This window comes from Rhizobium sp. NZLR1 (assembly GCF_017357385.1).
In the GTDB taxonomy this organism is placed as follows: domain Bacteria; phylum Pseudomonadota; class Alphaproteobacteria; order Rhizobiales; family Rhizobiaceae; genus Rhizobium.
In genome coordinates this window covers 3,932,274-3,956,522 of the sequence record NZ_CP071632.1, presented here as the reverse complement: position 1 = coordinate 3,956,522, position 24,249 = coordinate 3,932,274, and the positions used below count along the sequence as shown (strand labels likewise).

26 protein-coding genes and 1 pseudogene are annotated in these 24,249 nt (G+C 61.5%); 14 read left to right on the top strand and 13 right to left on the bottom strand.

Annotation, left to right across the window (positions count from 1 at the left end):
• Positions 1–23: 23 nt before the first annotated feature.
• From J3O30_RS19485 to J3O30_RS19470, 4 genes are all read right to left on the bottom strand, one after another.
• Positions 24–953, bottom strand: a complete 930-nt coding sequence (locus J3O30_RS19485; protein WP_207581837.1) for a rhodanese-related sulfurtransferase — start codon at positions 951–953, stop codon at positions 24–26.
• A 72-nt stretch (positions 954–1,025) separates the two neighbouring features.
• On the bottom strand, positions 1,026–1,502 hold the full coding sequence (locus tag J3O30_RS19480) for a VOC family protein (protein ID WP_207581836.1): 477 nt from the start codon (positions 1,500–1,502) through the stop codon (positions 1,026–1,028).
• 114 nt (positions 1,503–1,616) lie between these two features.
• A complete protein-coding gene (locus J3O30_RS19475) occupies positions 1,617–2,525 on the bottom strand; it encodes a CHAD domain-containing protein (RefSeq protein ID WP_207581835.1) in 909 nt (302 codons plus the stop codon).
• Complete coding sequence (locus J3O30_RS19470) at positions 2,503–2,991, bottom strand: CYTH domain-containing protein (protein ID WP_207581834.1); 489 nt, start codon at positions 2,989–2,991, stop codon at positions 2,503–2,505. The genes J3O30_RS19475 and J3O30_RS19470 overlap by 23 nt, the downstream gene beginning before the upstream one ends.
• A gap of 153 nt (positions 2,992–3,144) precedes the next feature.
• Between J3O30_RS19470 and J3O30_RS19465 the strand changes: the two genes are divergently transcribed.
• The 4 genes from J3O30_RS19465 to J3O30_RS19450 all read left to right on the top strand — a co-directional run bounded on the left by J3O30_RS19465 (position 3,145) and on the right by J3O30_RS19450 (position 5,622).
• Entirely contained in the window at positions 3,145–3,783 is a 639-nt protein-coding gene (locus J3O30_RS19465; RefSeq protein ID WP_207581833.1) for a 2-dehydro-3-deoxy-phosphogluconate aldolase, read from the top strand.
• 113 nt (positions 3,784–3,896) lie between these two features.
• Positions 3,897–4,616 carry a tellurite resistance TerB family protein gene (locus J3O30_RS19460; protein WP_207581832.1) on the top strand — a complete coding sequence of 240 codons (720 nt, stop codon included), beginning with the start codon at positions 3,897–3,899 and terminating at the stop codon, positions 4,614–4,616.
• A gap of 107 nt (positions 4,617–4,723) precedes the next feature.
• Complete coding sequence (locus J3O30_RS19455) at positions 4,724–5,419, top strand: GNAT family protein (RefSeq protein WP_207581831.1); 696 nt, start codon at positions 4,724–4,726, stop codon at positions 5,417–5,419.
• Positions 5,416–5,622 (top strand): hypothetical protein, encoded by a 207-nt coding sequence (locus J3O30_RS19450; RefSeq protein WP_207581830.1) that lies wholly within the window; start codon positions 5,416–5,418, stop codon positions 5,620–5,622. The genes J3O30_RS19455 and J3O30_RS19450 overlap by 4 nt, the downstream gene beginning before the upstream one ends.
• Positions 5,623–5,624: 2 nt before the next feature.
• Here J3O30_RS19450 and J3O30_RS19445 read toward each other — a convergent pair whose 3' ends face one another.
• The 3 genes from J3O30_RS19445 to J3O30_RS19435 form a co-directional block, all read right to left on the bottom strand.
• Positions 5,625–6,701 carry a nickel/cobalt transporter gene (locus J3O30_RS19445; protein ID WP_207581829.1) on the bottom strand — a complete coding sequence of 359 codons (1,077 nt, stop codon included), beginning with the start codon at positions 6,699–6,701 and terminating at the stop codon, positions 5,625–5,627.
• Entirely contained in the window at positions 6,695–7,336 is a 642-nt protein-coding gene (locus J3O30_RS19440; protein ID WP_207581828.1) for a DUF1007 family protein, read from the bottom strand. The genes J3O30_RS19445 and J3O30_RS19440 overlap by 7 nt, the downstream gene beginning before the upstream one ends.
• A 122-nt stretch (positions 7,337–7,458) precedes the next feature.
• Positions 7,459–8,352 (bottom strand): LysR family transcriptional regulator, encoded by an 894-nt coding sequence (locus tag J3O30_RS19435; protein WP_207581827.1) that lies wholly within the window; start codon positions 8,350–8,352, stop codon positions 7,459–7,461.
• A 529-nt stretch (positions 8,353–8,881) separates the two neighbouring features.
• Here J3O30_RS19435 and odc2 point away from each other — a divergent pair.
• The 3 genes from odc2 to J3O30_RS19420 all read left to right on the top strand — a co-directional run bounded on the left by odc2 (position 8,882) and on the right by J3O30_RS19420 (position 12,123).
• Complete coding sequence (gene odc2 / locus J3O30_RS19430) at positions 8,882–10,015, top strand: ornithine/lysine decarboxylase (RefSeq protein WP_207581826.1); 1,134 nt, start codon at positions 8,882–8,884, stop codon at positions 10,013–10,015.
• Between the two features lie 94 nt (positions 10,016–10,109).
• Positions 10,110–10,700 carry an N-acetyltransferase gene (locus tag J3O30_RS19425; protein WP_207581825.1) on the top strand — a complete coding sequence of 197 codons (591 nt, stop codon included), beginning with the start codon at positions 10,110–10,112 and terminating at the stop codon, positions 10,698–10,700.
• 265 nt (positions 10,701–10,965) lie between these two features.
• Positions 10,966–12,123 carry a GGDEF domain-containing protein gene (locus tag J3O30_RS19420; protein WP_207581824.1) on the top strand — a complete coding sequence of 386 codons (1,158 nt, stop codon included), beginning with the start codon at positions 10,966–10,968 and terminating at the stop codon, positions 12,121–12,123.
• A 33-nt stretch (positions 12,124–12,156) separates the two neighbouring features.
• Here J3O30_RS19420 and cysE read toward each other — a convergent pair whose 3' ends face one another.
• From cysE to J3O30_RS19395, 5 genes and pseudogenes are all read right to left on the bottom strand, one after another.
• The gene (gene cysE / locus J3O30_RS19415; protein ID WP_207581823.1) at positions 12,157–12,975 is read right to left on the bottom strand and encodes a serine O-acetyltransferase; all 819 of its coding nucleotides are present in this window, start codon (positions 12,973–12,975) and stop codon (positions 12,157–12,159) included.
• Positions 12,976–13,084: 109 nt separating this feature from the next.
• A pseudogene (locus J3O30_RS19410) lies at positions 13,085–13,531 on the bottom strand (GNAT family N-acetyltransferase).
• A gap of 65 nt (positions 13,532–13,596) precedes the next feature.
• Positions 13,597–14,586: a WD40 repeat domain-containing protein gene (locus tag J3O30_RS19405; protein WP_207581822.1), complete on the bottom strand. Its 990-nt coding sequence runs from the start codon at positions 14,584–14,586 to the stop codon at positions 13,597–13,599.
• Positions 14,586–15,668 (bottom strand): GTP-binding protein, encoded by a 1,083-nt coding sequence (locus tag J3O30_RS19400; protein WP_207581821.1) that lies wholly within the window; start codon positions 15,666–15,668, stop codon positions 14,586–14,588. Before J3O30_RS19400 ends, J3O30_RS19405 begins: the two co-directional genes overlap by 1 nt.
• Positions 15,669–15,813: 145 nt before the next feature.
• Positions 15,814–16,602 carry a creatininase family protein gene (locus tag J3O30_RS19395; RefSeq protein ID WP_207581820.1) on the bottom strand — a complete coding sequence of 263 codons (789 nt, stop codon included), beginning with the start codon at positions 16,600–16,602 and terminating at the stop codon, positions 15,814–15,816.
• 85 nt (positions 16,603–16,687) lie between these two features.
• Here J3O30_RS19395 and J3O30_RS19390 point away from each other — a divergent pair, with 85 nt between their 5' ends.
• From J3O30_RS19390 to J3O30_RS19360, 7 genes are all read left to right on the top strand, one after another.
• A complete protein-coding gene (locus J3O30_RS19390; RefSeq protein ID WP_207584377.1) occupies positions 16,688–17,200 on the top strand; it encodes a MarR family transcriptional regulator in 513 nt (170 codons plus the stop codon).
• 116 nt (positions 17,201–17,316) lie between these two features.
• A complete protein-coding gene (locus J3O30_RS19385) occupies positions 17,317–18,339 on the top strand; it encodes a LacI family DNA-binding transcriptional regulator (RefSeq protein WP_007631775.1) in 1,023 nt (340 codons plus the stop codon).
• A gap of 29 nt (positions 18,340–18,368) precedes the next feature.
• Entirely contained in the window at positions 18,369–19,325 is a 957-nt protein-coding gene (locus J3O30_RS19380; RefSeq protein WP_207581819.1) for a 2-hydroxyacid dehydrogenase, read from the top strand.
• Between the two features lie 200 nt (positions 19,326–19,525).
• The gene (locus J3O30_RS19375; protein WP_207581818.1) at positions 19,526–20,701 is read left to right on the top strand and encodes a Toxic anion resistance protein (TelA); all 1,176 of its coding nucleotides are present in this window, start codon (positions 19,526–19,528) and stop codon (positions 20,699–20,701) included.
• Positions 20,702–20,723: 22 nt separating this feature from the next.
• On the top strand, positions 20,724–21,431 hold the full coding sequence (locus J3O30_RS19370) for a TerD family protein (RefSeq protein WP_207581817.1): 708 nt from the start codon (positions 20,724–20,726) through the stop codon (positions 21,429–21,431).
• Between the two features lie 70 nt (positions 21,432–21,501).
• Complete coding sequence (locus J3O30_RS19365) at positions 21,502–22,482, top strand: hypothetical protein (RefSeq protein ID WP_246762767.1); 981 nt, start codon at positions 21,502–21,504, stop codon at positions 22,480–22,482.
• Between the two features lie 2 nt (positions 22,483–22,484).
• Positions 22,485–23,264 carry a VWA domain-containing protein gene (locus J3O30_RS19360; protein WP_207581815.1) on the top strand — a complete coding sequence of 260 codons (780 nt, stop codon included), beginning with the start codon at positions 22,485–22,487 and terminating at the stop codon, positions 23,262–23,264.
• 50 nt (positions 23,265–23,314) lie between these two features.
• Here the strand turns inward: J3O30_RS19360 and J3O30_RS19355 are convergent, their stop codons facing one another.
• Positions 23,315–24,097 carry a gamma-glutamyl-gamma-aminobutyrate hydrolase family protein gene (locus J3O30_RS19355; protein WP_207581814.1) on the bottom strand — a complete coding sequence of 261 codons (783 nt, stop codon included), beginning with the start codon at positions 24,095–24,097 and terminating at the stop codon, positions 23,315–23,317.
• Positions 24,098–24,249 lie beyond the last annotated feature (152 nt).

The window sequence follows — 24,249 nt, the reverse complement described above, 5'->3', positions numbered from 1 at the left end:
AGGCTGATCCCCTGAATATCGGCTCAGCTGCCGATATGCCGCTGGCCGCGCTTTCGTGCGAGGGCGATCTGGTGCTGCCGCTGACGATAACGCAGCCGGTCTTCTTCCGTCCGCGTGTTGTAGCAGTGGCTGCAGGAAACGCCTTCCTCGTAGTGCGGCGAGGTGACTTCCTCTGAAGTGATCGGGTTGCGGCAGGCGTGGCATAGCCTGTGTTCGCCTTGCTGCAGCCCATGCTCGACGGACACGCGTTCGTCGAAGACGAAGCAGGCGCCATCCCAGAGACTTTCCTCCTGCGGCACTTCCTCGAGATATTTCAGAATGCCGCCCTTCAGATGATAAACCTCGTCGAAGCCCTCAGCCTTCATGAAGGCGGTTGCCTTCTCGCAGCGTATGCCGCCGGTGCAGTACATGGCGACCTTCGGCTTGTTGTGCAGGCCGGGATTGTCGCGCACCCAATCGGGAAATTCGCGGAAAGTCTTGGTCTTCGGGTCGAGCGCGCCGCGAAAGGTGCCGATTGCCGTTTCGTAGTCGTTGCGGGTGTCGATGACGATCGTATCGGGATCGGAAATCAGCGCGTTCCAGTCCTTCGCCGCGACATAGGTGCCGACCACCTTGTTGGGGTCGATGTCCTCGACGCCCATGGTGACGATTTCCTTTTTCAGCTTCACCTTCATGCGCAGGAAAGGCATTTTCAAGGCGCGGCTTTCCTTATGCTCCAGGCTTGAAAATTCCGGCTGGGCGCGCAGGAATGAAAGCACGGCGTAAATGCCGGCATCCGGGCCGGCGATCGTCCCATTGATACCCTCATGCGCCACAAGCAGCGTCCCCTTGACGCCGTTCTCCTCGCAAAGCGTCTGCAGCGGGCCGTGCAGGCTGGCAAAGCGCGGCACGGAAACGAAATGGTAGAGTGCGGCCACGAGGAACGGGCTGATGGGTGTGAGGCTGTCGGTCATCGAGCGGAAATACAGAAAATCGGCGGCTCGCGCAATTGCCTTCGCCGGTTGGCGGCCTTGGCGGTCGAACGACTATGCTCGTGCCTGCCATTCGGAAAACGGCCGCACGCCGAAGCTTCGGTCGGGGATGTCGTCGAGAAGGCTGATGAACTCGATCGAGTGTCCGTCCGGATCCTTGAAGTAGATCGACAGCGCCGGCATCCACCCGAGAACCACCGGCTCCGTCACCGGTTCACCAGTAAAGCCGAGTGGCTCAACACCTTTTGCCTTGAGTATGGCGGGCGCCTGCAGCACGCCGTCGGCGGTCATGCGGAAGGCGATATGCAGCCGCATCTTCAGGGGGCCGGTTCCGGTTTCCCAGAGGCCAAGCATACCGGTCTTCCTGTCGTCTACCCAGAGGAAAGCCACTTTGCGCTCCTCGAATGAGGCCGCCGGTTTGAGCCCGACGACATCGCGGTAGAAATCGGTGGAGGTCTTGAGATCGGCAACGGTCAGATGGGTCTCGTAGAGTCCGAGCACCATTGGCATCGCGGCGTTTTCGGCGGTCATTTCTTCCTCACGGGTCAGGGCTCTGCTTGTTTGACCAACGGAGGCTAGGACCTCAAGATTGGTCGAGGTCAATAGATTTACCTTGGGAAATTTCAGATGCGCCGGCGTAGCCTCTCAACCGTCGGCCGTCAGCCAGAGAAGCTCGATGCGTTGCGCTTCCTCGTCGGGATCGTCGGCGAAGACGGTTTTGGCTTTGAGAAGCGCTTGTCGCCGGTCCTCCTGCTGGCGAAAGATGATGGCGTCGAGCAGATGGGCGAGGTCGTCATTGCGGGGGAAGAGCTGCGGCTCGGCCTCGACCAGTTCGGAGAGCACGGCAAGATCGTGAATGTGGCCGAGATCCTCGGCGAGCTCCTTGGCCGCATCGCGCTTGGCCTTCATCGCGCCGGGCCAGACGTCGCGCAAAAGGCCGTGATAAAGCTGATAGTCGTAGGTGCGTTTGCGCAGATCGTGGAAATCGTCGGCCGATGCCTCGCCGTGGCAAGCTGCGAGTGCTGCCTTGGCCTTCCCAGCGGTGCGGCGCCAGCTCTTTGCCAGCATGCGGGCATTCTTGCGGTGGCCGCCATCAAAGGAGACTGCATCCAGGGCGGTGATCGCCTCCTTCAGGACGTCGGAGGTTTCCTTCAGCCGCCGTTCCAGGCCGCTTTCGGCTTCCACCATCCAGTCACGGCGGCCTTCGAGAATCGTGACGATACGGACGAGCGCCTCGCTCTCCTCGTTCCCGCGGGCTGCATGCTGCAGATATTGCGCCGTGCCGATGAGGGCGGCAGCGTCGCGGATTGCAGACAGCGACTGCGCGGCATCGCGCAGCCTGGCGTTTTCGAGGCTCTGAAAATCCGGCACCTTGCGAGCCACGAGGCGGTAGAGCGAACGCAATCGTTTCAGATTCTTGCGGAAGGAATGGATCGCCTTATGTGCGCCGTCCGGCCGCTCCTCCAGAATCATGACGGCGCGTTCCAATTGCTCAGTCGCGACGCTGCGGAACTCGTCGGTAAAATCGGCGTCAGGCCGAATGCGATAGCCCATGCCTGTCGTGCCCATATTCTGTGGCGAGGGCCTGGTTGGAATAGCGGGAATCGCCGGTCACTTCGCGGCCGAGCCAGGCGGGCAGAGCCGGATCGTCGGTTTCCGCCGTCATCTCCACCTCGGCGATCACCAGCCCACGATGCTCGCCGGCAAAGACATCGACCTCCCAGACGAAGCCTTCGTGCGGAACCCGGTAGCGCGTCTTCTCGATGACGATGCCGATGGCGTTCTGCAAAAGCTCTTTGGCATCGGCGATTGGGATGTCGTATTCGAATTCGTCGCGGGTGATGGCGCTGCGGCCGATCTTGATCGTCAGTTTCGCCTTCCTTTCGTCGAGGATACGCACGCGGACGGAACGATCGTCCATCGAGGCGATATAACCCTGCTTCAGGACAGACTTCGTCTCGACGGCGGAACGCCATCCATCGCTGCGTACGAGAAACTTCCGCTCGATCTCTTTCGCCATATCGGTGAACCTTTTGTGACGATTGCGGCACGGTAGACCAATTTCCACGCATTTCCTACCCATCTTGTCATGTGGTCTGGTTTTATCTCGACAAGGTTCGACGGGGGCGTTATTCGGGGACGAATTCAATCGTTTCAAGGAGGTCGCGCGACCATGGGCGAGAAAACAGAGAAGCTCCTTTCCATCCTGAAACTCCAGCCTGTCGTTCCGGTCTTGATCGTCGACGATGTGAAATCGGCGGTGTCGCTGGCCCGCGCGCTCGTTGCGGGCGGTCTGAAGGCGATCGAGATCACCATGCGCACGCCGGCGGCACTCGAGGCCGTACGCGCCGTCGCCGCTGAGGTCGAGGGCGCCGAAGTCGGCGCCGGCACGATCCTCAATGCCGCTCATTGGGAAGCCGCCGTCGAGGCCGGTTCGAAATTCATCGTCAGCCCGGGCACGACGCAGGAACTGCTTGATGCCGCTGCCGATTCCGATGTGCCGCTGCTTCCCGGCGCTGCGACCGCCAGCGAAGTCATGGCGTTACGCGAAGAAGGCTACCAGGTGCTGAAGTTCTTCCCGGCGGAGCAGGCCGGAGGCGCGGCCTTGCTGAAAGCGCTCTCTTCGCCGCTTGCCGGCACGCTGTTCTGCCCGACCGGCGGCATTTCGCTGAAGAACGCCAATGACTATCTCTCGCTGCCGAACGTCATCTGCGTCGGCGGCTCCTGGGTGGCGCCGAAGGAGCTGGTCGCAGCCGGCGACTGGGCGGGGATCACCAAGCTCGCGGCAGAAGCGGCGGCGCTGAAGGCCTGAGGTCGGTAGGCGGCGGGGAGCGTCACGCTACAACCCCGCTCAACCCCATATTTGTATTCCAGCCGTCGCAAACCTATGTACGCTTCCAGCCTCAAACAGGGAGATGACGAGGAATGTTCGACGCAAGGAAGCTTCTCGACCAGTTCTTGGGTTCGCAGGTGCCGGGTCTCGGCGGTTCGGTCCGCGACAGGGCGGGTGATGCGGTCCAGACGGCCAGGAACAACCCGCTGGCGACCGGTGCGATCGCCGCCGCGCTTCTCGGCACCAAGACCGGCCGCGGTATTGCCGGCAATGCACTGGCGATCGGCGGGCTTGCCGCCATTGCCGGCCTCGGCTATCAGGCCTACAAGAATTACCAGGCGGGGCAAGCGCCCGCAGCCCCTTCGGATGCACCCTCGGCAAACAATCCGGTTCTCCTGCCGCCGCCTGTCGAATCCGGTTTCGGGCCGACGTCACCAGCCGGCAGCAATGAATTCGTGCTGGTGCTGATCCGCGCGATGATCGCCGCGGCCAAGGCCGACGGCCATATCGACGATGCCGAACGCGCCCTGATCATGGACAAGGTCAAGGCTGCCGATGTCAGCGGCGAAGCCGCCGCCTTTATCGAGCGCGAACTTGCGTCGCCGACCGATATCGATGCGCTGGTGGCCGCCGCGACGACGGAAGAACAGCGCGTCGAACTCTACACCGCCTCGCGGCTCACCATCGAGCCGGATTCGCGCGCCGAACGCGGTTATCTCGATCTGCTTGCCGGCAGGCTCGGCCTTGCCGACCAGTTGGTCGATCATATCGAGGCGACGGTCGCCTCCGCCAAGGTTACCTTGTCCCAGTGATGGGGTCCCGGTGATGGGGTCCCAGTGATTGGGTCACAGTAACAAGTCGGCCGGTTGCCTTTGTCGGGCGGCTGGCCTATCCACTCTTCGGATAAAGGGGAGTGAACATGCGCGATCTTGCAAATTTCAAGGGCTGTCCGGCGCCGAAGCCGGTCACACTGAAGGGCCGTTTCGTCACCGTCGAACCCTATCGGCGCGCCGAACATCTCGAAGCGCTGTGGGACGGGCTTGGCGGCATGGGCATCAACCCGTTGCTTCTCTATTTTGCTCAAGACGACTTTTCCGGTATCGAGGATTTCGCTAACTGGCTGGAAACCGTCTATACCAAGTCCGGCTGGCTCACCCATATCTTCCGCGACAATGCCACCGGCAAGATTCTGGGGATGGCGAACTACATGCGCGCCGACCCGGCAAACGGCGTGGTCGAAATCGGCGGGGTAGCGCATGGGCCTGAGATGAAGCGTTCGCCGCTGTCGACCGAAGTGCATTATCTGATGGCCAAGCATGTCTTCGAGAATCTCGGCTACCGCCGCTACGAATGGAAATGCGACAATAACAACGAGGCGAGCAAGACGACGGCCGCCCGTTACGGCTTCAGCTTCGAAGGGGTCTTCCGCCAGCACATGATCTCCAAGCGTCGCAACCGTGACACTGCCTGGTTCTCGATGATCGACACGGAATGGCCGCTGATCAACGATGCCTTCGAAACCTGGCTTTCGCCGGAAAATTTCGACGCGGCCGGCAACCAGATCCGCCGCCTGCAGGATATTCGTGCCGATCTGGAAAAGGAAAGGCTCGCGTGAGCCCGGAGAGCCGCTCGCAGGCCATTGCCGCCGCCGCCATCCTGTTCGGCGCCGGCCTGGTCATATATTTCCTGCCAAGCATCGTTCTGTGGATCGGCAATTTCTCGCCGACGCTCGGCATCGCAGTCGGCGCCTGCCTGATCCTGGCGTTTTTCGCGGTCTTCTGGCTACGAGCGCGCTATCAGCGGAGCAGGGGAAAGTAGGCCTATCCCTGCAGCGATGCCGCGAGCAGCAGGGCGCCCATCAGCATGACGAGCACGGCGCCGAGGATTTCGATGGCATTGCCGATCCAGATCGAGGCGGTCGAGCCGCGCCCGGAGAGGCGCACAGCGGCACTCTTGGCGGTTACTGCAAGCGTGGCAAGCAGCGAAACGGTAATCGCCGTGCCTAGCGACATGGCGGCGACCGACAGCACGCCGCCGAGATAGAGCCCGTTCAGCATCGAGAAGGTCATCACCAGCAATGCGCCGGAGCAGGGGCGAAGACCGACGGCGACAATCGCCGACCAGGCCTCGCGGGCGCTGAACCTGTCGCCGGCGAGCAGGGCCGGATCAGGCACATGGGCATTGCCGCAGGTTTCGCAGGCCATGCCGGGAACGAAGGTATGGCCCGCGTCGACAGGCTGCGCCTTGCCGTTGAAGGCATAGGCCTGGCGTTCGGCTGCATTGTCCTTCCAATCGAGCATTATGCTGACCGGACCGGCTGGCGTCGCCACCAGACGGCGGCGCGGCATGTTGCCCGCCATCGAGCGCAGTTTGCGAAATAGCAGCCAGCCGCCGAAGAGGATGACCATGACGAAGCTTGCGATCTCCATCGCATGGGTCGCCGCCGTCAATGTGATGCCGGTGCCGCGCAGCACCAGCCAGGCGCCGCCAACCAGCGCCACTGCCACCACGCCCTGGACGAAAGCCGAAATGAAGGAAATCACCACGCCGCGTTTCAGCTCGATCTCGTTGGCGATCATGTAGGAGGAGATGACCGCCTTGCCGTGGCCGGGGCCAGCGGCATGGAAGACGCCATAGGCGAAGGAGAGGCCGATCAGCGATGTTAGCTGCCACGGGTCTTGGCGCATGCCCTTTAATGCGCCGGTCAGCGCCCGGTAGAAGGCCTGCTGCTCATAGTTCACATAGAGCAAGAGCGGTGCGAGCGGCCCGCCGGTCGGCTGAAAGCTCGGCTCCGCCGTGCCGATGCCGAGCGGCGATTGCGCATGGACAAGGCTTGCCGCTGTCAGGAGCGTCAAGGCAGCGGCGGAAAAGATGAAGGGCAGGCGTTTTGTCAGCATGTGACCTCCAGCCGGGTGGCGAAGAGCTTGGACATGTTGGTGCCGGTGGGATCATTGAAGAAGGCGTCCGTCAGCGACTGCTTGTTCTGCGAGATCACCTGGTCGGCATCGGGTCGCACCACCTGACGCTTGCAGGCCTTGAAGCCGTCGCCGACGATTGCCAGTTCGTCGTCGGTGGGAAAGTCGATTGAGGTGTAGAGCGTCGGGTCGTAGACGCCAAAGGTGAGCCTGCCCTTAAGCGGCATCTTCTCCGCCGGCTTGACCGCGAAGAACATCAGGAGCTGGCCGTCCTTATAGTCGACATGGATGATGTCGGGCTTTTGAACGGTGATGTTCTTCCCGTTGATGGTCAGGTTCATGTAATAATCGTATTCGGAAAGCGACTGCTTCACCGTTTTCCCGACCGCCGCGAGTTCGTTCGGCTCCAGCTTCAGGTCGGTGTTCTTGTCGAAATCCATGACCACTGAGGAAGAGAAGACTTCGTCGAAGCGCCAGACGTTGCGCAGTTCCTCGATGTTGCCATCCTTGTCGGCCACGACCTCGAGGCGGGCCTCCACGAAGATGTGTGGATGGGCAAGGGCGGCGGCCGGCGCCAGTGAAGCAAGCGCGGCCATCAGTATCGTCGAATATCTCATCTATCCCGCTGCCCTGTTCGGTGACCCTGACTTCTTGCCAGAAATTGGGACGGAATTGGGACCGGATTCCCTACTGGATTCAGATAGCCGCCGGTCGCGATGTCGCATCCGCAAGGGCGGCGCTACGGATGTTTCTTGAACCAGTTGTTGAGGTAGTCGACGAAGATCCTCACCTTGGCCGGCAGGTAGCGGCGGTGCGGATATACGGCATAGATGCCGCGGTCGGTCGGGATATAGTCATTGAACAGTGTGACCAGTTCACCGCTCTCGATTGGCTTGCGAGCGATGAAATCCGGGATGAAGGCAATACCGATGCCGGTGAGCGCGGCGCGCAATGTCGCATGCGGACTGTTGACCTCTATCGGCCCGGAAACGGCGACGGCGAACGAGGTGTTGTCGGGGTTGTGGAAGCGGATGCTCGCCTGGGTGCGCGCATTGGTATCGACGATGAAGGGGACGTTGGAAATATCGGTGGGATGCTCGATGTTGGGATAGCGCTCGAGAAATTCCGGCGTGGCGCAAAGATGGATCCGGAAATCGGAGATCTTGCGGGCGATCATGCCGGAATCCTCGAGCTTGGTGATGCGGATCGCCACGTCGAAGCCTTCCTCGATCAGATCGACAAACCGGTCGTCGGCGGCGATCTCCAGCGAAAGGTCCGGATTCTCCTTGGCAAAATCGATCAGCGACTGGCCAACATCGGCATCGACGAAGGTGCGCGGCACTGAGATGCGAAGCCGTCCTTTGAGTTGCGCATTGTTTTCGCGCACGAGATCGGCGAGGTTGTCGATCTCCTTGAGGATATCGGAGGCGGTGCGGTAATAGGTATGGCCGGCCTCGGTCATGGAGAACTGCCGGGTGGTGCGGTTGAGGAGCAGCGCGCCGAGCTCATCCTCCAACTCGCGCACATATTTGGAGAGCAGCGCCTTGGAGCGGCCGGTGCGCCGCGCGGCGGCGGAAAAGCCTTCGGCTTCGACGACATCGATGAAAGCACGTATGCGAGTCAAGGTATCCATGGACGTCCCTTACGCTGTTTCGGAATGTTGAACAAATCGGCTCGTTTTGTTCAATTATTTTTTTGGCCCCGCGATCAAAAAATCGCTTGATTATGAAGGCGAATATTCTTATTTCCACATCAGCCCAAAGTCGCACGTGCCCATGGGTGTCCGCCGAACCCTCGAATTGGTGAGGAAATCGGTAAGGTACCTGGAATTAACCCCTCCAGTCGCTATTCCGGCCAACCGGAAAATGCGAGGACGCCTGAAGCAACGACGGTGCGGGCCTTTTTGTTCTCTCCCTGCTTTCCATCAGCGGGGGTTACTGAAGAGGCACACCATCATTGCCGGAAGTGCGGTTGGGATTCTCCCTCCAATCCATGGCAGACAAAGCCGAACTTACACCGCATGGCGGCGTTGGTTCACTATCTGCGCATCGAGCGCTTGCTATGGTTCCGGGGTCTCCACCGGCTGGTTCCAATGCGGGTTCTCGTATGCCCTTTGTCCTCCGGTTCATGCCGGAGCTCTGGAACTGGAAGAGGGAATCGATATGACCACCCAGCGCATCCGCGACTTTCTCGCAACCCGACGTCCCGACGGTCCCTGCCTCGTGGTTGACCTCGACGTCATCAGTGACAATTTCCACGCTTTCCGTCACGCAATGCCGGACAGCGCCATCTACTACGCCGTCAAGGCCAACCCGGCCCCCGAAGTGCTGAAGCTGCTTGCAGGCCTCGGCTCCAATTTCGATTGCGCATCCGTTGCCGAAATCGAAATGGCGCTCGAAGCCGGTGCGACAGCCGCTCGCATCTCCTTTGGCAATACGATCAAGAAGGAACGCGACGTTGCCCGCGCGCATGCGCTCGGCGTCAGCCTCTTTGCTGTCGACAGCCACGAGGAAGTCGAGAAGATCTCGCGCGCCGCTCCCGGCGCCCGTGTCTTCTGCCGCGTGCTGACGGATGGCGAAGGCGCCGAATGGCCGCTGTCGCGCAAGTTCGGCTGCGTCCCGCAGATGGCTGTCGACGTTCTCGTCTACGCCCATCAGCTTGGCCTGCAGTCCTACGGCGTCTCGTTCCATGTCGGTTCGCAGATGACCAAGGTCGATGCCTGGGATTCGGCGCTTGCTGATGCCAAGCGCGTCTTCGTATCGCTTGCCAAGCAGGGCATCCACCTGCAGATGGTCAACATGGGCGGCGGCTTCCCGACCAAGTACCTGCGCGACGTTCCGTCCGCAGAAGCTTACGGCAAGTCGATCTACCAGGCACTGCGAACGCATTTCGGCAACCAGATCCCGCAGACGATCATCGAGCCGGGCCGCGGCATGGTCGGCAATGCCGGCGTCATCAAGGCGGAAGTCGTGCTGATTTCGAAGAAGTCGGACAATGACGATGCCCGCTGGGTATTCCTCGACATCGGCAAGTTCGGCGGTCTCGCCGAGACGATGGACGAAGCCATCCGCTATCCGATCCGCACGGATCACGACGGCGACGAGATGGAGCCCTGCGTCATCGCCGGCCCGACCTGCGATTCGGCCGACGTGCTCTACGAGAAGAACCTCTATCCGCTGCCGATCTCCCTTTCGATCGGCGACGAGGTCCTGATCGAAGGCACCGGCGCCTATACGACGACCTATTCGGCCGTCGCTTTCAACGGTTTCGAGCCGCTGAAGGCCTACGTCATCTAAGATCGTTTCCGCCGGCCCCGTAACCAGCCGGGGCGGCAAATTCACAATTTTCCTTCATCGCCGCTGATAACGGTATTGGGTACGGGAGGCCAAGATGGCCGCTGTTCTTGATTCTGTCCGCGCATTCTTTGCGCCTACCACTTTTGCCATCGACGCCGAAAATCCCTCGGATGTCGTAGCCCGCGAGACCTTGCTCGACCGCGTCATGGGCGCCGATCGCCGCAAGAAGTCGTCGGAAAAGATCCGCCGCAACCGCATTCCGGCCGAAGGCCTGGCGCTGGTCGCGCGCGATCGCGACGGCCATGTCATCGGCTCGGTGCGGCTCTGGAACATCGAGGCCGGCGTCAATGACGAGGGCACGCCGATTAATGCGCTGCTGCTCGGTCCGCTCGCCGTTGCGCCCCATCTCGGCGGCAAGGGCATCGGTTCGGCGCTGATGCGCGCGGCGATCCTCGAAGCCAAGAAGCGCGGACATGGCGCCGTCCTGCTCGTCGGCGATGCTGCCTATTACGAGCGTTTCGGCTTTTTTTCCGAGAAGGCTCGCCATCTTGTCATGCCGGGTCCGTTCGAACGCTCGCGCTTTCTGGCGCTCGAGTTGACGGAAGGCTGGCTCGACGGCGCGGCCGGCATGATCGTCCCCTCGGGGCGCATGCTGGCTGGCGCGCCGGTTCGCCGCGCAGCCTGAAGCAACAGCCGGTCGGGTCGGACTCGTTCCGCCTAGCCGGCAATATCCGCGCCGTTTGATCATGGAGGCAGGCGGGCCTGCCGTGATTGCGGCGCGGATTATTCTTTTGGGTACCGCGGCGCATGGTTACCGGGATGCCCTGTGAAGATGCCAACACAATCGCCTGCAGCAGGGAAAAACCCGTAATCGTTAAACTTTTAGCGAAGCCCCCAATCAAACCGCAAAACGCTTCCTGTACGTTCCCCGAGAATTTCGGGAAAGCGTCATGCTGCTGGATCTCAGGACAATCTATTTCATTGTGGCCGTGAGCTGCTTCGTGCAGGGCATGCTCCAGCTTGCAGCCTATGCGACCGGCCGCTTCGAGAGGTGGCCGCTGTGGTGGGGCCTGAGCAACATTCTTGTCGGCCTCGGTTCTTTCCTCGTCGCCTTGCGCAATCTCGTTCCCTACTCCGTCTCGATCGACGGCGGTAACGTGGTGACCATCGCCGGCTACATGCTGATGTTCTTTGCCGTGCGCGTCTTTTCGGGACGAGCGCTCGAGCAGCGCTATTTCTGGCTTGCCATCGTTCTCGTCAGCGTGCCTGTCGCACTTATTGTCAGAGATCCTTCGGCAGTGTCGGCGAGGCTTCTCTATGTCTCCGTCATTTGCTGCCTCTGCGACCTTGCCGTCGCAAGGGAGGCAATCCGTATTGCCCGGTGCGAGAGGCTGTATTCGGCAGCCCTGCTTGTCGGCCTGTATGTTTGCACTGCCTCGATCTTTGCGGTTCGCAGTCTTCTTGCGGCGACCGGCGAAATCGGCGGGCCGGATCCATTCGGCAGCAGTGTGGTCCATAGCTGGATGGCGGTATCGGCGGTTGCTTTCATCATGCTTCGCAGCATGGCCATGGTGCTGATGGCCGCCGAGCGCAGCCGAAATCAGCTGACTGAACTCGCCCACCGCGACCCGCTGACCGGCGCGCTCAATCGCGGTGGCCTTGCCCAGCATCTGCCTACTCTCGGTTCGCAGCCGGTATCGCTGCTCATCATCGATATCGACCATTTCAAGCAGTTGAACGACCGGCATGGCCACGCCGCCGGCGACGATATCCTGCGGCTTTTCGCCAGCGTTTCGAGAGGCATCATGCGCTCGGACGATCTGCTCGCCCGTCAAGGCGGCGATGAGTTTCTTGCCGTGCTGAAAAATGTCTCCCTCGAAGATGCTATGGTGATTGCCGATCGCATCCGTCTCGCCTTCGCCGCCGCCGTGATGCAGTGCCCCGATCTGGCCGTCTTTCCGACCCTGAGTATCGGCGTTGCCGCGTGTGGGCAAAACGGCGGAGATTTTGAAAGGCTGATTCAGAAGGCGGATGAGGCACTCTATCGTTCGAAACGCGAAGGCCGCAACCGGGTCGAAGCCTTCGGAGAAACGCACCAAGCCGCGTAGGAACGGCGCGAACTCGCCCATCTCAAAGTGATCCTAGATATTCTGGTCCATCGTCTCGGCCGGGATTTCGTCGGCGCGGTGGACGCGCACGAGCGTTGCCGGCACGCCGGCGACCGTGCAATGCTCCGGAACCGGCTTCAGCACGACGCTGCCGGCGGCGACCTTGCTGAAGGCGCCGATTTCGATATTGCCGAGGATCTTGGCGCCCGCGCCGATCATCACGCCGTGGCGGATTTTCGGGTGGCGATCGCCAGTCTCCTTGCCGGTGCCGCCGAGCGTGACATTCTGCAGGATCGATACCTCATCCTCGATCACCGCCGTTTCGCCGATGACGATGCCCGAGCCGTGATCAAGCATGATGGAAGCGCCGATCCGCGCGGCCGGATGGATATCCGGGCCGAAGACTAGCGAGGCGAGATTGGCGAGCCAGCTGGCGATCTCCGGTCGGCCGGCGTTCCAGAGCGCGTGGGCGATGCGGTGGGTCTGCAGCGCATGAAACCCCTTGAGGTTCAGGAGCGCGTGCAGAAATGTCGTGCAGGCCGGATCGCGCTCACGCACGGCAACAAGATCCGCCTCGATCTTCCGCATGATATCATCATCAAGCATGGACAGGATGAGATCGAACAGATCGCCAGTTGCCACCTGCGTCGCGGACAGCCGCGCGGCCAGCACATGGGCGATGATTTCTTTGTTGCCTGCAGCATTGGTTATTTGCACCGCAAGCAATTGCTGCAAAATCGGCTCGCGTCCGGCAAGCGCAACTGCCTCGGCGCGGATGACGGCCCAGACGGATGCGCCGTCCGAAGGCTGCGACTGTTGCTCGGCCAAACCGAGGTCGGTCGATTTCGACATTCCCGTTTCCTCTGTCCGAGGCGGCGCAAGACGCCGCCTGCGCGGGGCACATATTTGGCCAGCCAAGACATTTGGCATGCCCGCCACTTTGCGGCGTTAGTCCGTTATTCTAGCCGCCAGACGGTTGCAGGCCGGGCATCAGCTCCGGAAGCCTGCGCCAATAATAGAGCACATCCGGCTCTCTTTCCTCATTATCAGTACCGTCGGTCTCCTCCTCGGCGGCAAAACCGTGTCGTACCTAGAACGCCCGTGCGCCGGTATTGCGCTGAAACGGCCAGAGCCTGATCTTGTCCATTTCCTGCTTGGCACAGCCGAGGAGCAGAGAGCCGGTGCCCAAACCCTGGAAATCCGGGAGAACGTAAAGCTGCTCTATCCAGCCGTCGCCATAGGCGATGACACCGACGAGCCGGTTTTCCAAGGCGGCGCCAAGGATCGTGCAATTCGGCAGCAGATGCATGCGCCAGTACTCTTCTTCCTCTTCGGGCGTATGAAGATCCGGCAGCCAAGGCAGTCGTTGCCGCAGGGAGACACGCCTGATTCCGGCTACGGCTTGCATGTGGTCGGCGGTGAGCGTCACGACTTCAGGCCCGATAGGATATCGTCCGTTGCCGCCAATGTGCGTCAAGCCGAAATATCGATGACGCCGCAGTCGCCGGCTTCGGAAGCGAAGGCGAGCAGCTTGCCGTTCTTGCTCCAGCTCATCGCTGTGACGGCGCCTTTGCCGGGGCGGCGCAACAGCGCCTCCTTGCTGTCGGCGATGCGGACGGCCAGAATCATGCCGTCGATGAAGCCGATGGCGAGGATATCTTCGAGCGGATGGAATTTCACCGCGGTTGCCATGATATTGGCGCGAGTGCCGAGTTCGAGCGGCGCCTTGCCCATCGGCCCGTCCTTGCCCTGGAAGGGCCAGACGATGGCGGCCGGCGCGCCAGACGAGGCGAGCCATTTGCCCTTGACCGACCAGGAGAGCGATTTGACCTTGGCGGGGTAGCCGGTCATGCGCATGTGGCGGGCTTCGGAGCCCGGCTTGCTGTCGAGTTTCCAGCCGTGAAGCGCGTTTTCCTGCATCGAAGTGACGAGGAAATTACCGTCCGGCGAAAAGGTGACGCCGGTATGCGCACCCTTCCATTCGAGATCGACTGGTTTGGCGGTCGTGCCGATCCAGTGCAGCGACACGCCGTTATACCGCGCGGCCGCGATGCGCAGGCCCTTCGGCGCAAAGGCAAGGCCCTCGACCGTGCGCTCCTCTGCAAATTCCTTGGTCGTCCCGTCGGCAAGGCGCACGAGCGAACTTTTGCCGTAGGAATAGGCAATGGCCCCTTGCGGGCCGGCCGCGACCTGCGAGATCCACTTGCGCGGCGCGGTGGCGAGTTCGCTGACGCTGCCGTCGGCTGAAATGCGCAGCACCCTGCCATCCTCGCCGCCCGAAATCAGGCTCTCGCTATAGGGATCGCGGATGGCGGTGAGCATGCCCTGATGGGCTTCAGAAACCCTGTCGCCGCCGTCCAGCCGGTGAAACGTGCCGTTGGCGCTGGCGAAGAAGGGGACATCACCTAAAAATTCGACGGCCAGAACGTGGCCGTCGAGATCAAGCGGTGCAACTGTCGGCATCAGGCGGCTGCCTCGCAGGCCTTGAAGGAAGCTTCAAGCTTCTCACGGTCGAGATCGCGGCCGATGAAGACGAGACGGCTTTCGTGTTTTTCGCCTTCCTTCCACGGCCGCTGGTGATCACCTTCGATGATCATGTGCACGCCTTGGACGACGTACCGCTCGGGATCATCCTTGAAGGCGATGATGCCCTTGAGGCGGAGAATGTTCGGTCCCTGCGTCTGGGTGACCTTCTGGATCCAGGGGAAGAAGCGCTCCGCGTTCATCTCGCCGCCGCGCAGCGATACCGACTGCACCGTCACATCATGGATCGCCGACATGGCGCCATGGTGATGATGCTCGTGCCCGTGGTGATCATGATCGTGATCGTGATGATGATGGTCGTGATCGCAATCCGGGCCGCAGACATGGTCGTCATGGCCGTGCTCGAGGAAATGCGGATCGTTTTCGAGCGCGCGCTCCAGGTTGAAGGCGCCCTGATCGAGCACACGAGCGAGGTCGACGCCGGAGCGGCTGGTCTTATAGACGCGGGCGGCCGGGTTGATGGCGCGGACGATGTCCTCGATCACATCAAGTTCTTCAGGAGTCACGAGGTCGGTCTTGTTGATGACGACGACGTCGGCGAAGGCGATCTGGTCTTCGGCCTCGCGGCTGTCCTTCAGACGCAGCGGCAGGTGCTTGGCGTCAACCAGGGCGATGACGGCGTCGAGCTCGGTCTTGGCGCGCACATCATCGTCCATGAAGAAGGTCTGGGCGACCGGCACCGGATCGGCAAGACCGGTGGTTTCGACGATGATGCCGTCGAAGCGGCCGGGACGGCGCATCAGGCCTTCGACGACGCGGATCAGGTCGCCGCGCACCGTGCAACAGACGCAGCCATTGTTCATCTCGTAGATTTCTTCGTCCGACTCGACGATCAGGTCGTTGTCGATGCCGATTTCACCGAACTCATTGACGATGACCGCATATTTCTTGCCGTGATTTTCGGAAAGGATACGGTTGAGCAAGGTCGTCTTGCCGGCGCCGAGATAACCGGTAAGCACGGTAACGGGAATGGGCTTCTGGGTGGGAATCGCGTCGGTCATGAGAACCTCTAGGATTAGGCGTGCGGCCGAGTAGCTTCAGATCGGCTGCTTGAATGGTTGGTCTCATATAATGGCATGGGCGCGGCAGTTCAAAGGGTTTTATAATGTTATAAGATCACATCATCCGTCAGGCCCAGATGGCCATTCACCGGAGCTGCGTGACATCGAAGGCATCGACATCTTCCAGCAATTCCACCAGTCCCTTGACCGCATGCGCAATCAGCGCCTCGCCCTTTTCAGCCGTCGCCGCCGCGGCGTTGCCCGTCACGCCCTCTGCGTTGAGATCCGACATCTTCCAGCCGAAGGCGTGCGGCCCATAGGCGCGCAGATGCTTGAAATGCCTGGCAAATTCACTCTGTCGCGAAGGGAAATCCGCCGCTTTCGTCATATCCACCCTGCCCGGATGAAGCGCCAGCATCACCGAGGTCTCGATATCGCCGCCATGGATGCCGACCGCCTTTTCCTCCGGCGGGATGACGCCATCGGGCAGGCCGAAGCGGGTCCAGCTCGTCGCCACCGCCAGCATGGCAAAGCGAACCCGCGCCTCGGTCGCGACAATGGTCATGATGGGCGAATTGCCGCCATGAGCGTTCAACATCACCAATTTGCGGATGCCCTGCTTCGCCAAGCCTTCGGCGATTCCGAGCCAGCGGTCCACCGCTTCGCCGAAGGCAAGCGTCTTCGTTCCTTCAACATTCATATGCTCTATGGAATAGCTGACGGATTCGGCGGGCAGGAATGTGACGGGAAGGCCAGCCGGTAGGGCCATCCTCAATCGCCTGGCGATGCCTTCCGCAATCAGCGTGTCGGTTTCGAAGGGCAGATGCGGGCCGTGCTGTTCATGAGCGCCGAGCGGCAGCACGGCGATCAGGCGACGCACGTCAACGGCAGAGGCCGGGTCGCTGTCTTCGAAACGGGGCGAAGGCGTCATCATCCAGTCGTTGCCTCTTGTTTATGACGAGATCCTGGGCAATGTCATATCGCAGCGGCGCCAAGGCTTAAAGATCAAAGGGATGGCTATGGGAAAGAAGCAGAAGGACGGCAAGAAGCACAAGTCCAAGAAGAAGGACAAGACCGAGTATACGCTCGTCGACCTCTCTCCAGCGCTCACCCAGGCGGCTCGCTCCATGCGCACGGTGCTTTCGCGCAACCTTCTCGAAAGCGGGCTCTATGCCGGCCAGGACGGCGTCATCCACTCGCTTGCCGAGAGCGACGGCATGACGGCCGGCGGCCTTGCCCAGAAACTCGGCGTCAAGGCGCCGACGATGACGCGCACGATCGGCCGCATGGAGGCGCAGGGCTTCCTCGAGCGCAAGCCCGACGCCGAGGATGCGCGCCTCACCAAAGTCTATCTCACCGAGCTCGGCCGTGGCAGCGTGCAGGGGATCGAGATGGCGGCCGCGGCCTGCGACAGGCTGGCGACGCTGGAATTCTCCGAAAAGGAAATCCGCAATCTCGTCCGCCTGCTGAAGGCGATCGATGCCAATCTGCAGGCCGAAGCTCTTCATATCGAAGATCCGGATGAAGACTGAAATTTCGCAGAAAGACGAATTGCTTCCACCGATTAAATCTTTTAATTAAACATTTTAAGGGCCACGCCGGTTTTCCGGCGGCTCTTGCTGCTTGCGTGCTGCCTGGAGGAGGACACGTGGTCCAGAAGATCAAGCTTTCGACGATCGCCGAAACGCTCGGCATTTCAACGGCGACCGTATCGCTTGCCTTACGCGACAGTCCGCTCGTCGCCAGCAATACGCGGGACAAGATCAAGGAACAGGCGCGCGCCCTCGGCTATATCTACAATCGCCGCGCTGCCAGCCTTCGCACCTCGCGTTCCGGCATCATCGGCGTCGTCGTGCACGACATTATGAACCCCTTCTACGGGGAGATCCTGAAGGCGATCGAAAGCGAGCTCGATCGCAGCCGCCACACCTTCATCCTTTCCAATCATTACGACAATGTCGAGAAGCAGCGCACCTTCATCGAGACGCTCCTGCAACTCGGCGGCGACGGCGTCATCATGTCGCCGGCGATCGGCACGCCGCCTGAGGACGTGCAACTGGCGGAAGACAATGGCATGCCGGCGATCCTGGTTGCGCGCTCGATGGAGGGCCAAGACCTGCCGACCTATCGCGGCGATGACAGCTATGGCATCTCGCTTGCCACCAACCACCTGATCGGCCTCGGCCACCGCTCGATTGCGATGATCGGCGGCACGGACCAGACATCCACCGGCCGCGACCGCTACCAGGGCTACGTCAATGCGCTGCGCAAGGCCGGCATCGAAGTCGATCCGAACCTGCGCATTCCCGGCCCACGCTCGAAGCAGGGCGGTTTCGAAGCCGCCGTGCATTTCCTCTCGTTGCCACAGAAGCCGACGGCCGCCGTCTGCTGGAACGATCTCGTGGCGATCGGCCTGATGAACGGCATTGCGCGCGCCGGCCTGGTGCCGGGACGCGACATCTCCGTCACCGGTTACGACGATCTTGAGGAGGCTTCGATCGCCACCCCGGCGCTGACGACCGTCTGGAACGGCCAGACCGAGGTCGGTCGCCTGGCGGCGCGGGCGCTGCTCGATCGCCTTGCCGGCAGCCACGAGCCCGACGGCATGCATCTGATCAAACCGGAAATGCGCATTCGTCAGTCCACCAGCCCTCATCGGCCCCGCGCCTGAACCAAGACGGTCATCCAAGAGGAAAAGCCATGTCCCGCATCGCCATTCTCGTTCCCGGGAAGATACACGAGCGTGTTATCGAAAGGCTGAAGGATCGTTTTGAGATCATCGCCGTCGCCCGGGAGGAAAGGCTTGCCCTCGACGACGGGACTGCCGCCCGCATCCGCGGTGTCGCTGTCTCCGGCCCGTTCCCCGGCGCCTGGATCGACCATCTGCCGCATGTCGAGGTGATCGCCAATTTCGGTGTCGGCTACGACGGCGTCGATGTGAAACAAGCCGCCGAGAAAGGCATCGTCGTCACCAACACGCCTGATGTGCTGAACGACGAGGTCGCCGATACGGCGATCGCCCTGCTGCTCAATACCGTTCGCGAGTTGCCGCGGGCCGAAGCCTGGCTGCGTGCGGGCAACTGGAAGCCGGGCGCGACCTATCCGCTGTCGCGCTTCTCGCTCAAGGGCCGTCATGTCGGGCTTTATGGCCTTGGCCGCATCGGGCTTGAGATCGCCAAGCGGCTGGAGCCGTTCAAGGTGAAGATCAGTTACCACACACGGTCGCGACATTCCGATGCACCCTACGATTATCACCCGACGCTGAAGGGGCTAGCGGAAGCGGTGGACACGCTCATCGCCATCGTTCCGAAGACGCCGCAGACGCATAAGACGATCGACGCCGATATTCTGGCAGCACTCGGCCCGAACGGCATTCTCGTCAATGTCGGCCGCGGCTGGACGGTGGACGAGGCGGCGTTGAGCGCGGCGCTTGCCTCCGGCGCTCTCGGGGCGGCCGGCCTCGATGTCTTTTATGAAGAGCCGACCGTGCCGGGTGACCTGCTGGAGCCGACCAATGCCGTGCTCTTGCCGCATGTCGCTTCCGCATCGGTGCCGACGCGCAATGCGATGGCCGATCTGGTCGCCGACAATCTCATTGCCTGGTTCGAGAAAGGTGCAGCGCTGACGCCGGTGTCGGAGACGCCGCAAAAGGACTAGGCGCGCCGCATAGAAGTTGATTTATGCGAGGTATACAGCGCTGCCAAATCGACTGTGGTTCGTGGATGATATGTTGCCCAGTGCGATGCCGTCGGTTACATTCTCGCCGATTTTACAACTAAGATTCTCAACTTTTCCGTGCGTTTGGGAATTGCGCCGGCGGGCTGCAGGATAAAGGCCGAACAAAGGGGATTGACGGCATGTCGGAGCCAAGTGCGTCGAACACGAAGAGCCTCGAGACCAGCCCGGGCTTGATGCCCGCGCTTTCGACCGGCGGCCTGCCGGCCGTGGTGACGGTCGTTCTTCCGCCGGAGAAAGCCGGCGAGGTCGGCGACCTCGCAGAGCGGTACAGGCTGGCAACGGTCGAGCCGCATCATTTGATTACCTTCGGCCAGGAAGCCATCGGCGGCTTCGGCGCCAAGCTCGATGCCATCCTTTCCCAGATCACCAATGCGCAGTCGCCGGTGCTGTTCGAATTGTTCCGGACGATCCGGGACGGCATCAATGACGCCGATCTCAAAGGGCTCGAAGCAAGCATCCGCGAGAAGCTGAAGGGCAATTTCCTCGAACGCCTGTTGACGGCCGTCGGTCTCGGCGACCCCGCCAAGCGCCTCAAATCGGTGACCGACGAGGTTCGCGGCATGCTGCAGAGCAAGGCCAAATCCCTCGGAGATCTGGTCAGGCCGATGGAGGCTGAGATCGAGGAGGAGAGCAGCAAGCTCATTCTCGAAGTGTCGCGCATGAGCACGCTGGCCGAGGGATATCGCGATACGATCGTGTCTCTCGGCGTTTTCGTTGAGGCCGGAAGACGCATCCTTGCCGATGCCGGCCGCGAGCTCGACCGGTTGATGGAAGAGGCGGCTTCCGGCGATCCGCTCAAGGTGCAGGAAGCCCGCGACTTCTCGCAGAAGCGCGATATCTTCCAGAACCGGGTCCTCGTTCTCGAAACCGCCTATGCCAAGGCGCCGGCCGACCTCGACTCGATCGGCATTGCCCGGGGTGCAGCGCTTGCCACCCTTGCAGATACCGTCACCTCGGCCAATGCGGAATTCAACGACATCAAATCGATGCTGATCCGCCTGCACGCGCTCTTCCAAATGCAGTCGATCCAGCAGATGAACACGATGCGACGTGAACTGCGTGCGTCGCTGCAGCAATATGGATCCGAGGTGCTGGAGGATGTTTCGGTCAATTCGGTCAGGGCGGCCGGAGAGACCCGGCTTGCCGATGCCGATCTGGTGCTCGGCACCGCGCAGCGGCTGCGCAATATCGCCGACAAGGTGGTCGCCGAAGGCGAGCGAAACAAAGAACGTTATGCCGCCGCCCGCGCCAAACTCGAACAAGCCCGGCAAATCGTGACCGATCGTCCGATCTGAGACTTCAGGAGAAAGATAGCGCATGGCAACCTTCAAGCTCAACAAGGGGCAATCATTCCAGATCCAGAAGGAGATCCAGCTCGTCCATTCGGGACTTGTTTGGGATCCGCCCGAAGGTTCGGGGCCGGCCTTTGATCTCGACGTGCATTGTTTTGCGCTGGTCCATCCCGGTGGCGATGCGAACCGCGCGCGGCTCTACAATGAAGGCTCGCATGCACTCTGCTATGCCTTCGTGCGCAGTTCCAGCAATCCGGAAGGGTCTTTGAGCAAGAATGCCGACGGTTCCTTCCAGACGGATGACGGCTCGATGTGGCACGAACGCGACGACCGGACCGGGCGTGGCGGCCTGATCAAAGGGTCGGAACCCGATGAGGACGGCGACGATGACGATCATGGCGGCGGCCACCATGACGAGGGTTTCCGCGAGGAGTTCAAGATCGTGCTGGCGAAGCTGCCGGACGAGGTTTCCGAGCTTGCCGTCTGGGCGACGATCCATGATGCGGAGCGCAAGAAACAGGATTTCGGCAAGGTCAGGAACGCCTATATCGAAGTTTGTGACGCGATGGATGACGAGCTTTGCCGCTACCAGCTCACCGCCGAATTTGCCGGCAAGACGACGATACAGGTGGCTTCCTTCCTGAAGCAGCCGGACGGATCCTGGCGATTCCATGCCGTCGGTGCAGGGTCGAATGCCGGGCTTGGCGACGTCATCCAGGCTTATTTCAACTGAACGGGGGCCTCGTTTGATGAGCGGCAAGGCAGATGGACCGCCGGGAAAGGAGCCGGGCCGGTTGCCCAAGGTGCTTTTTCCAAAAAGCGCCTCGCCTGACGTTGCCCAACCTCCCGGACAATCCACCCAGCCGAAAGTCCTATTCGGTTCGCCGCAACCGCCGATGCTCAAGGGCGACAAGCCGCGTGTTCTCGGCGCCGGGGAAATTCGCCGGCGCATTCCCTGCAGCGTGGAGGCGTTCCTGAAGATCGATCCCGGCGCTGCCGCATCGGTCGCGACGGCAGCGTTGCGCATCGTCGACGGCACCAATCTCGACGATCATTATTTCGACGACGTCGTGCGCTTCGGCGCCCGCCTTCAGACAGAGCATGGCAGGCTTGCCGAAAGCGAACTCGCGCTTGCCGACAGCGAAGCCTTGGCGATGGGAAGGCGTCTTGGCGCCGAACTGCTCCAGCGTCTCGGCGATCTGGATCCAGACCGTGTGTTTGCCGTTCGCGGCGGCGTCTTGAAGGCAATCAAGGCGCTGGCGGCTCCGCGCGATCCCGACAGCCTCTTTCTGCAGCTTTATCCCGACGTGCAGGCCCTGGCGAAGGAGCTCGATGCGCTTGCGCCCGAAATCGTTGCGGTCGCAAAACGGCTTCGCGCCATCGGCAAGGCCTATGCGGCGCTCGGCCGTGATCTCGCCGCACACATCCTGGCGGCGCGCTTCCTGGTCGATCATATCGGCGGAGTTCAGTTTTCCGATCGCGAACGGCAGGCGCATTACACCTCGCAAGCCGACGCGATCGAGACGAGGATTGCCAGCCTGTCGGCGACGAAGGCCACGATCGAGATGAGCACGCATACCGTTGCCGGGCTCGCGCGGCACGTGGACGCGCTCGGACACGCTGGCGATGGCCTGTTGCACGAGGACCTGCCTGCCTGGCATGCAGCCTATTCCGCGGCGCTGACGGCGGCCCGAAGCGCGCAACCGCCAGCGCAGGCTGGCATCAGATCACTGCTTCGCGACATTCATGCGCGCATTCTTGGAAAACTCAGATCGGAGGGATGATAATGACGACATTCAAACTGCACAAGCCCGAGGAAGAAGTTCGACGCGTCGGCTTCGTCCTTCAGAAACAAGGCATTCACGAGCGCATTCCCGCCCAGGTCGGCATCAACATCGATGTCTCGGGCTCGATGACCGACCTTTTCAAATCTGGTGTGGTCCAGGCGGCGCTCGAGCGTATTCTTCCCGTCGCTCTTTATTTCGATGACGACGGGCGTATCGATACTTGGGTGTTTTCCAATCAGGAGAGGATGGCATCGATCGCACCGGCCACCGCCAAAAATTACGAGGGTTACGTCGAGCGTGAAATCATCGGCAACGATGCGCTGAAAGCCGTACTTTGGGGTGGCACGGATTACGGACCGGTCATCCGCTCGAACCTGATGACGTACGGTTTGATGGAAGAGGAGGCGGCTGGCGGCTTGCTCGGCATGATCTTCGGCATGAGCCGCGATACATTCGGCGAGGAGACACGGTCGGGCATTCCGGCGATCAATTACTTCCTCACCGATGGCGAGAATGCCGACAGAGATGCAGCCTGGGCCCTGCTGCAGAAGGCCGAGCATGCCGAATCGCAGATCTACTATGTCATGGTCGGTGTCGGTGACGAGCGTTTCGACTTCTTGCGCAGCGCGGCCGAGCAATTTCCGAATGTCGGCTTCGTCAGCGTCAAGGATCTTGGGGAGTTCGTCGGCAGCGACGACGCCTATGAGAAACTGCTACCGGCGGAGCTCTGCACCTGGCTCAAGCACGAGCATGACGACGAGGACGACGATCACCATTGATGGTTGCTGCTCAACGCTCGGCGGGCTGATAGCGCGCCGGCGCCGCACCGTCAGGCGGTCGCCTTCGCGGGGATGAGCGGGAGCTTGGCGGCGGCGGCGTAGGCGCGGACGGCGTCGCCGAAAGCGGCAAACAGCTTGTTCGAAGGCCTGTCGGTTTCGGCCCAGTATTCCGGATGCCATTGCACGCCAACGGCAAAGGCCTTGGCGTCGATGACGGAAACGGCCTCCACCGTGCCGTCCTCGGCGCTTGCCTCCACCTGCAGCCGCGGTGCGGTTCTGGCGATTGCCTGTCGGTGCAACGAATTCACGCGGACCTCGCCCGGGCCGAGAATGCCTGCGATGCAGGAGCCTTCCTTGACGTAGACGCTCTGGCGAATGGCGTACATGCCGTCGCGGTCGACGCCTTCCGGCCGGCGGTGGTCTGAGATGCCCGGCTGCTCCTGGATCTCGCTTGCCAGCGAGCCGCCGAGCGCGACATTAAGCTCCTGGATGCCACGGCAGATGGCGAGCAGCGGAATGGCGCGGTCGATGGCGCGGCGGATGAGCGGCAGGCTGGTGGCGTCGCGGGCGAGGTCGAAGGGACCGTCCCTATCGCTGGCATCGGCACCGTAGAGCGAAGGATGCACGTTGCTGGCCGAGCCGGAAACCAAGAGGCCATCGACACGGTCGAGGATCGCGTCGGTATCGTAGCCCTCCTCGAAGGCGGGGATGATGAAGGCCATAACGCCGGCCGCAGTCAATGCGGCACTGAGGTACTGATGTTGTACGGCGTGCCAGGTCGCGCCGTCGAAGCTGCGGATATCTGCAGGAATAGCAACGATTGGTTTCGTCATATCAGCCCCGATAAAATCTTTCTGCACATCGTTTTGCCGCCAGAACGGCGGTCAAGTCAACGCTTGGCTGTGTCAGGTGACCAAAATGCGGCGGAAGCGCTGCCGCGGCTCCGGGTTCGCTGCTAAGCCGCTGATTTTGATGGATGCGTGCC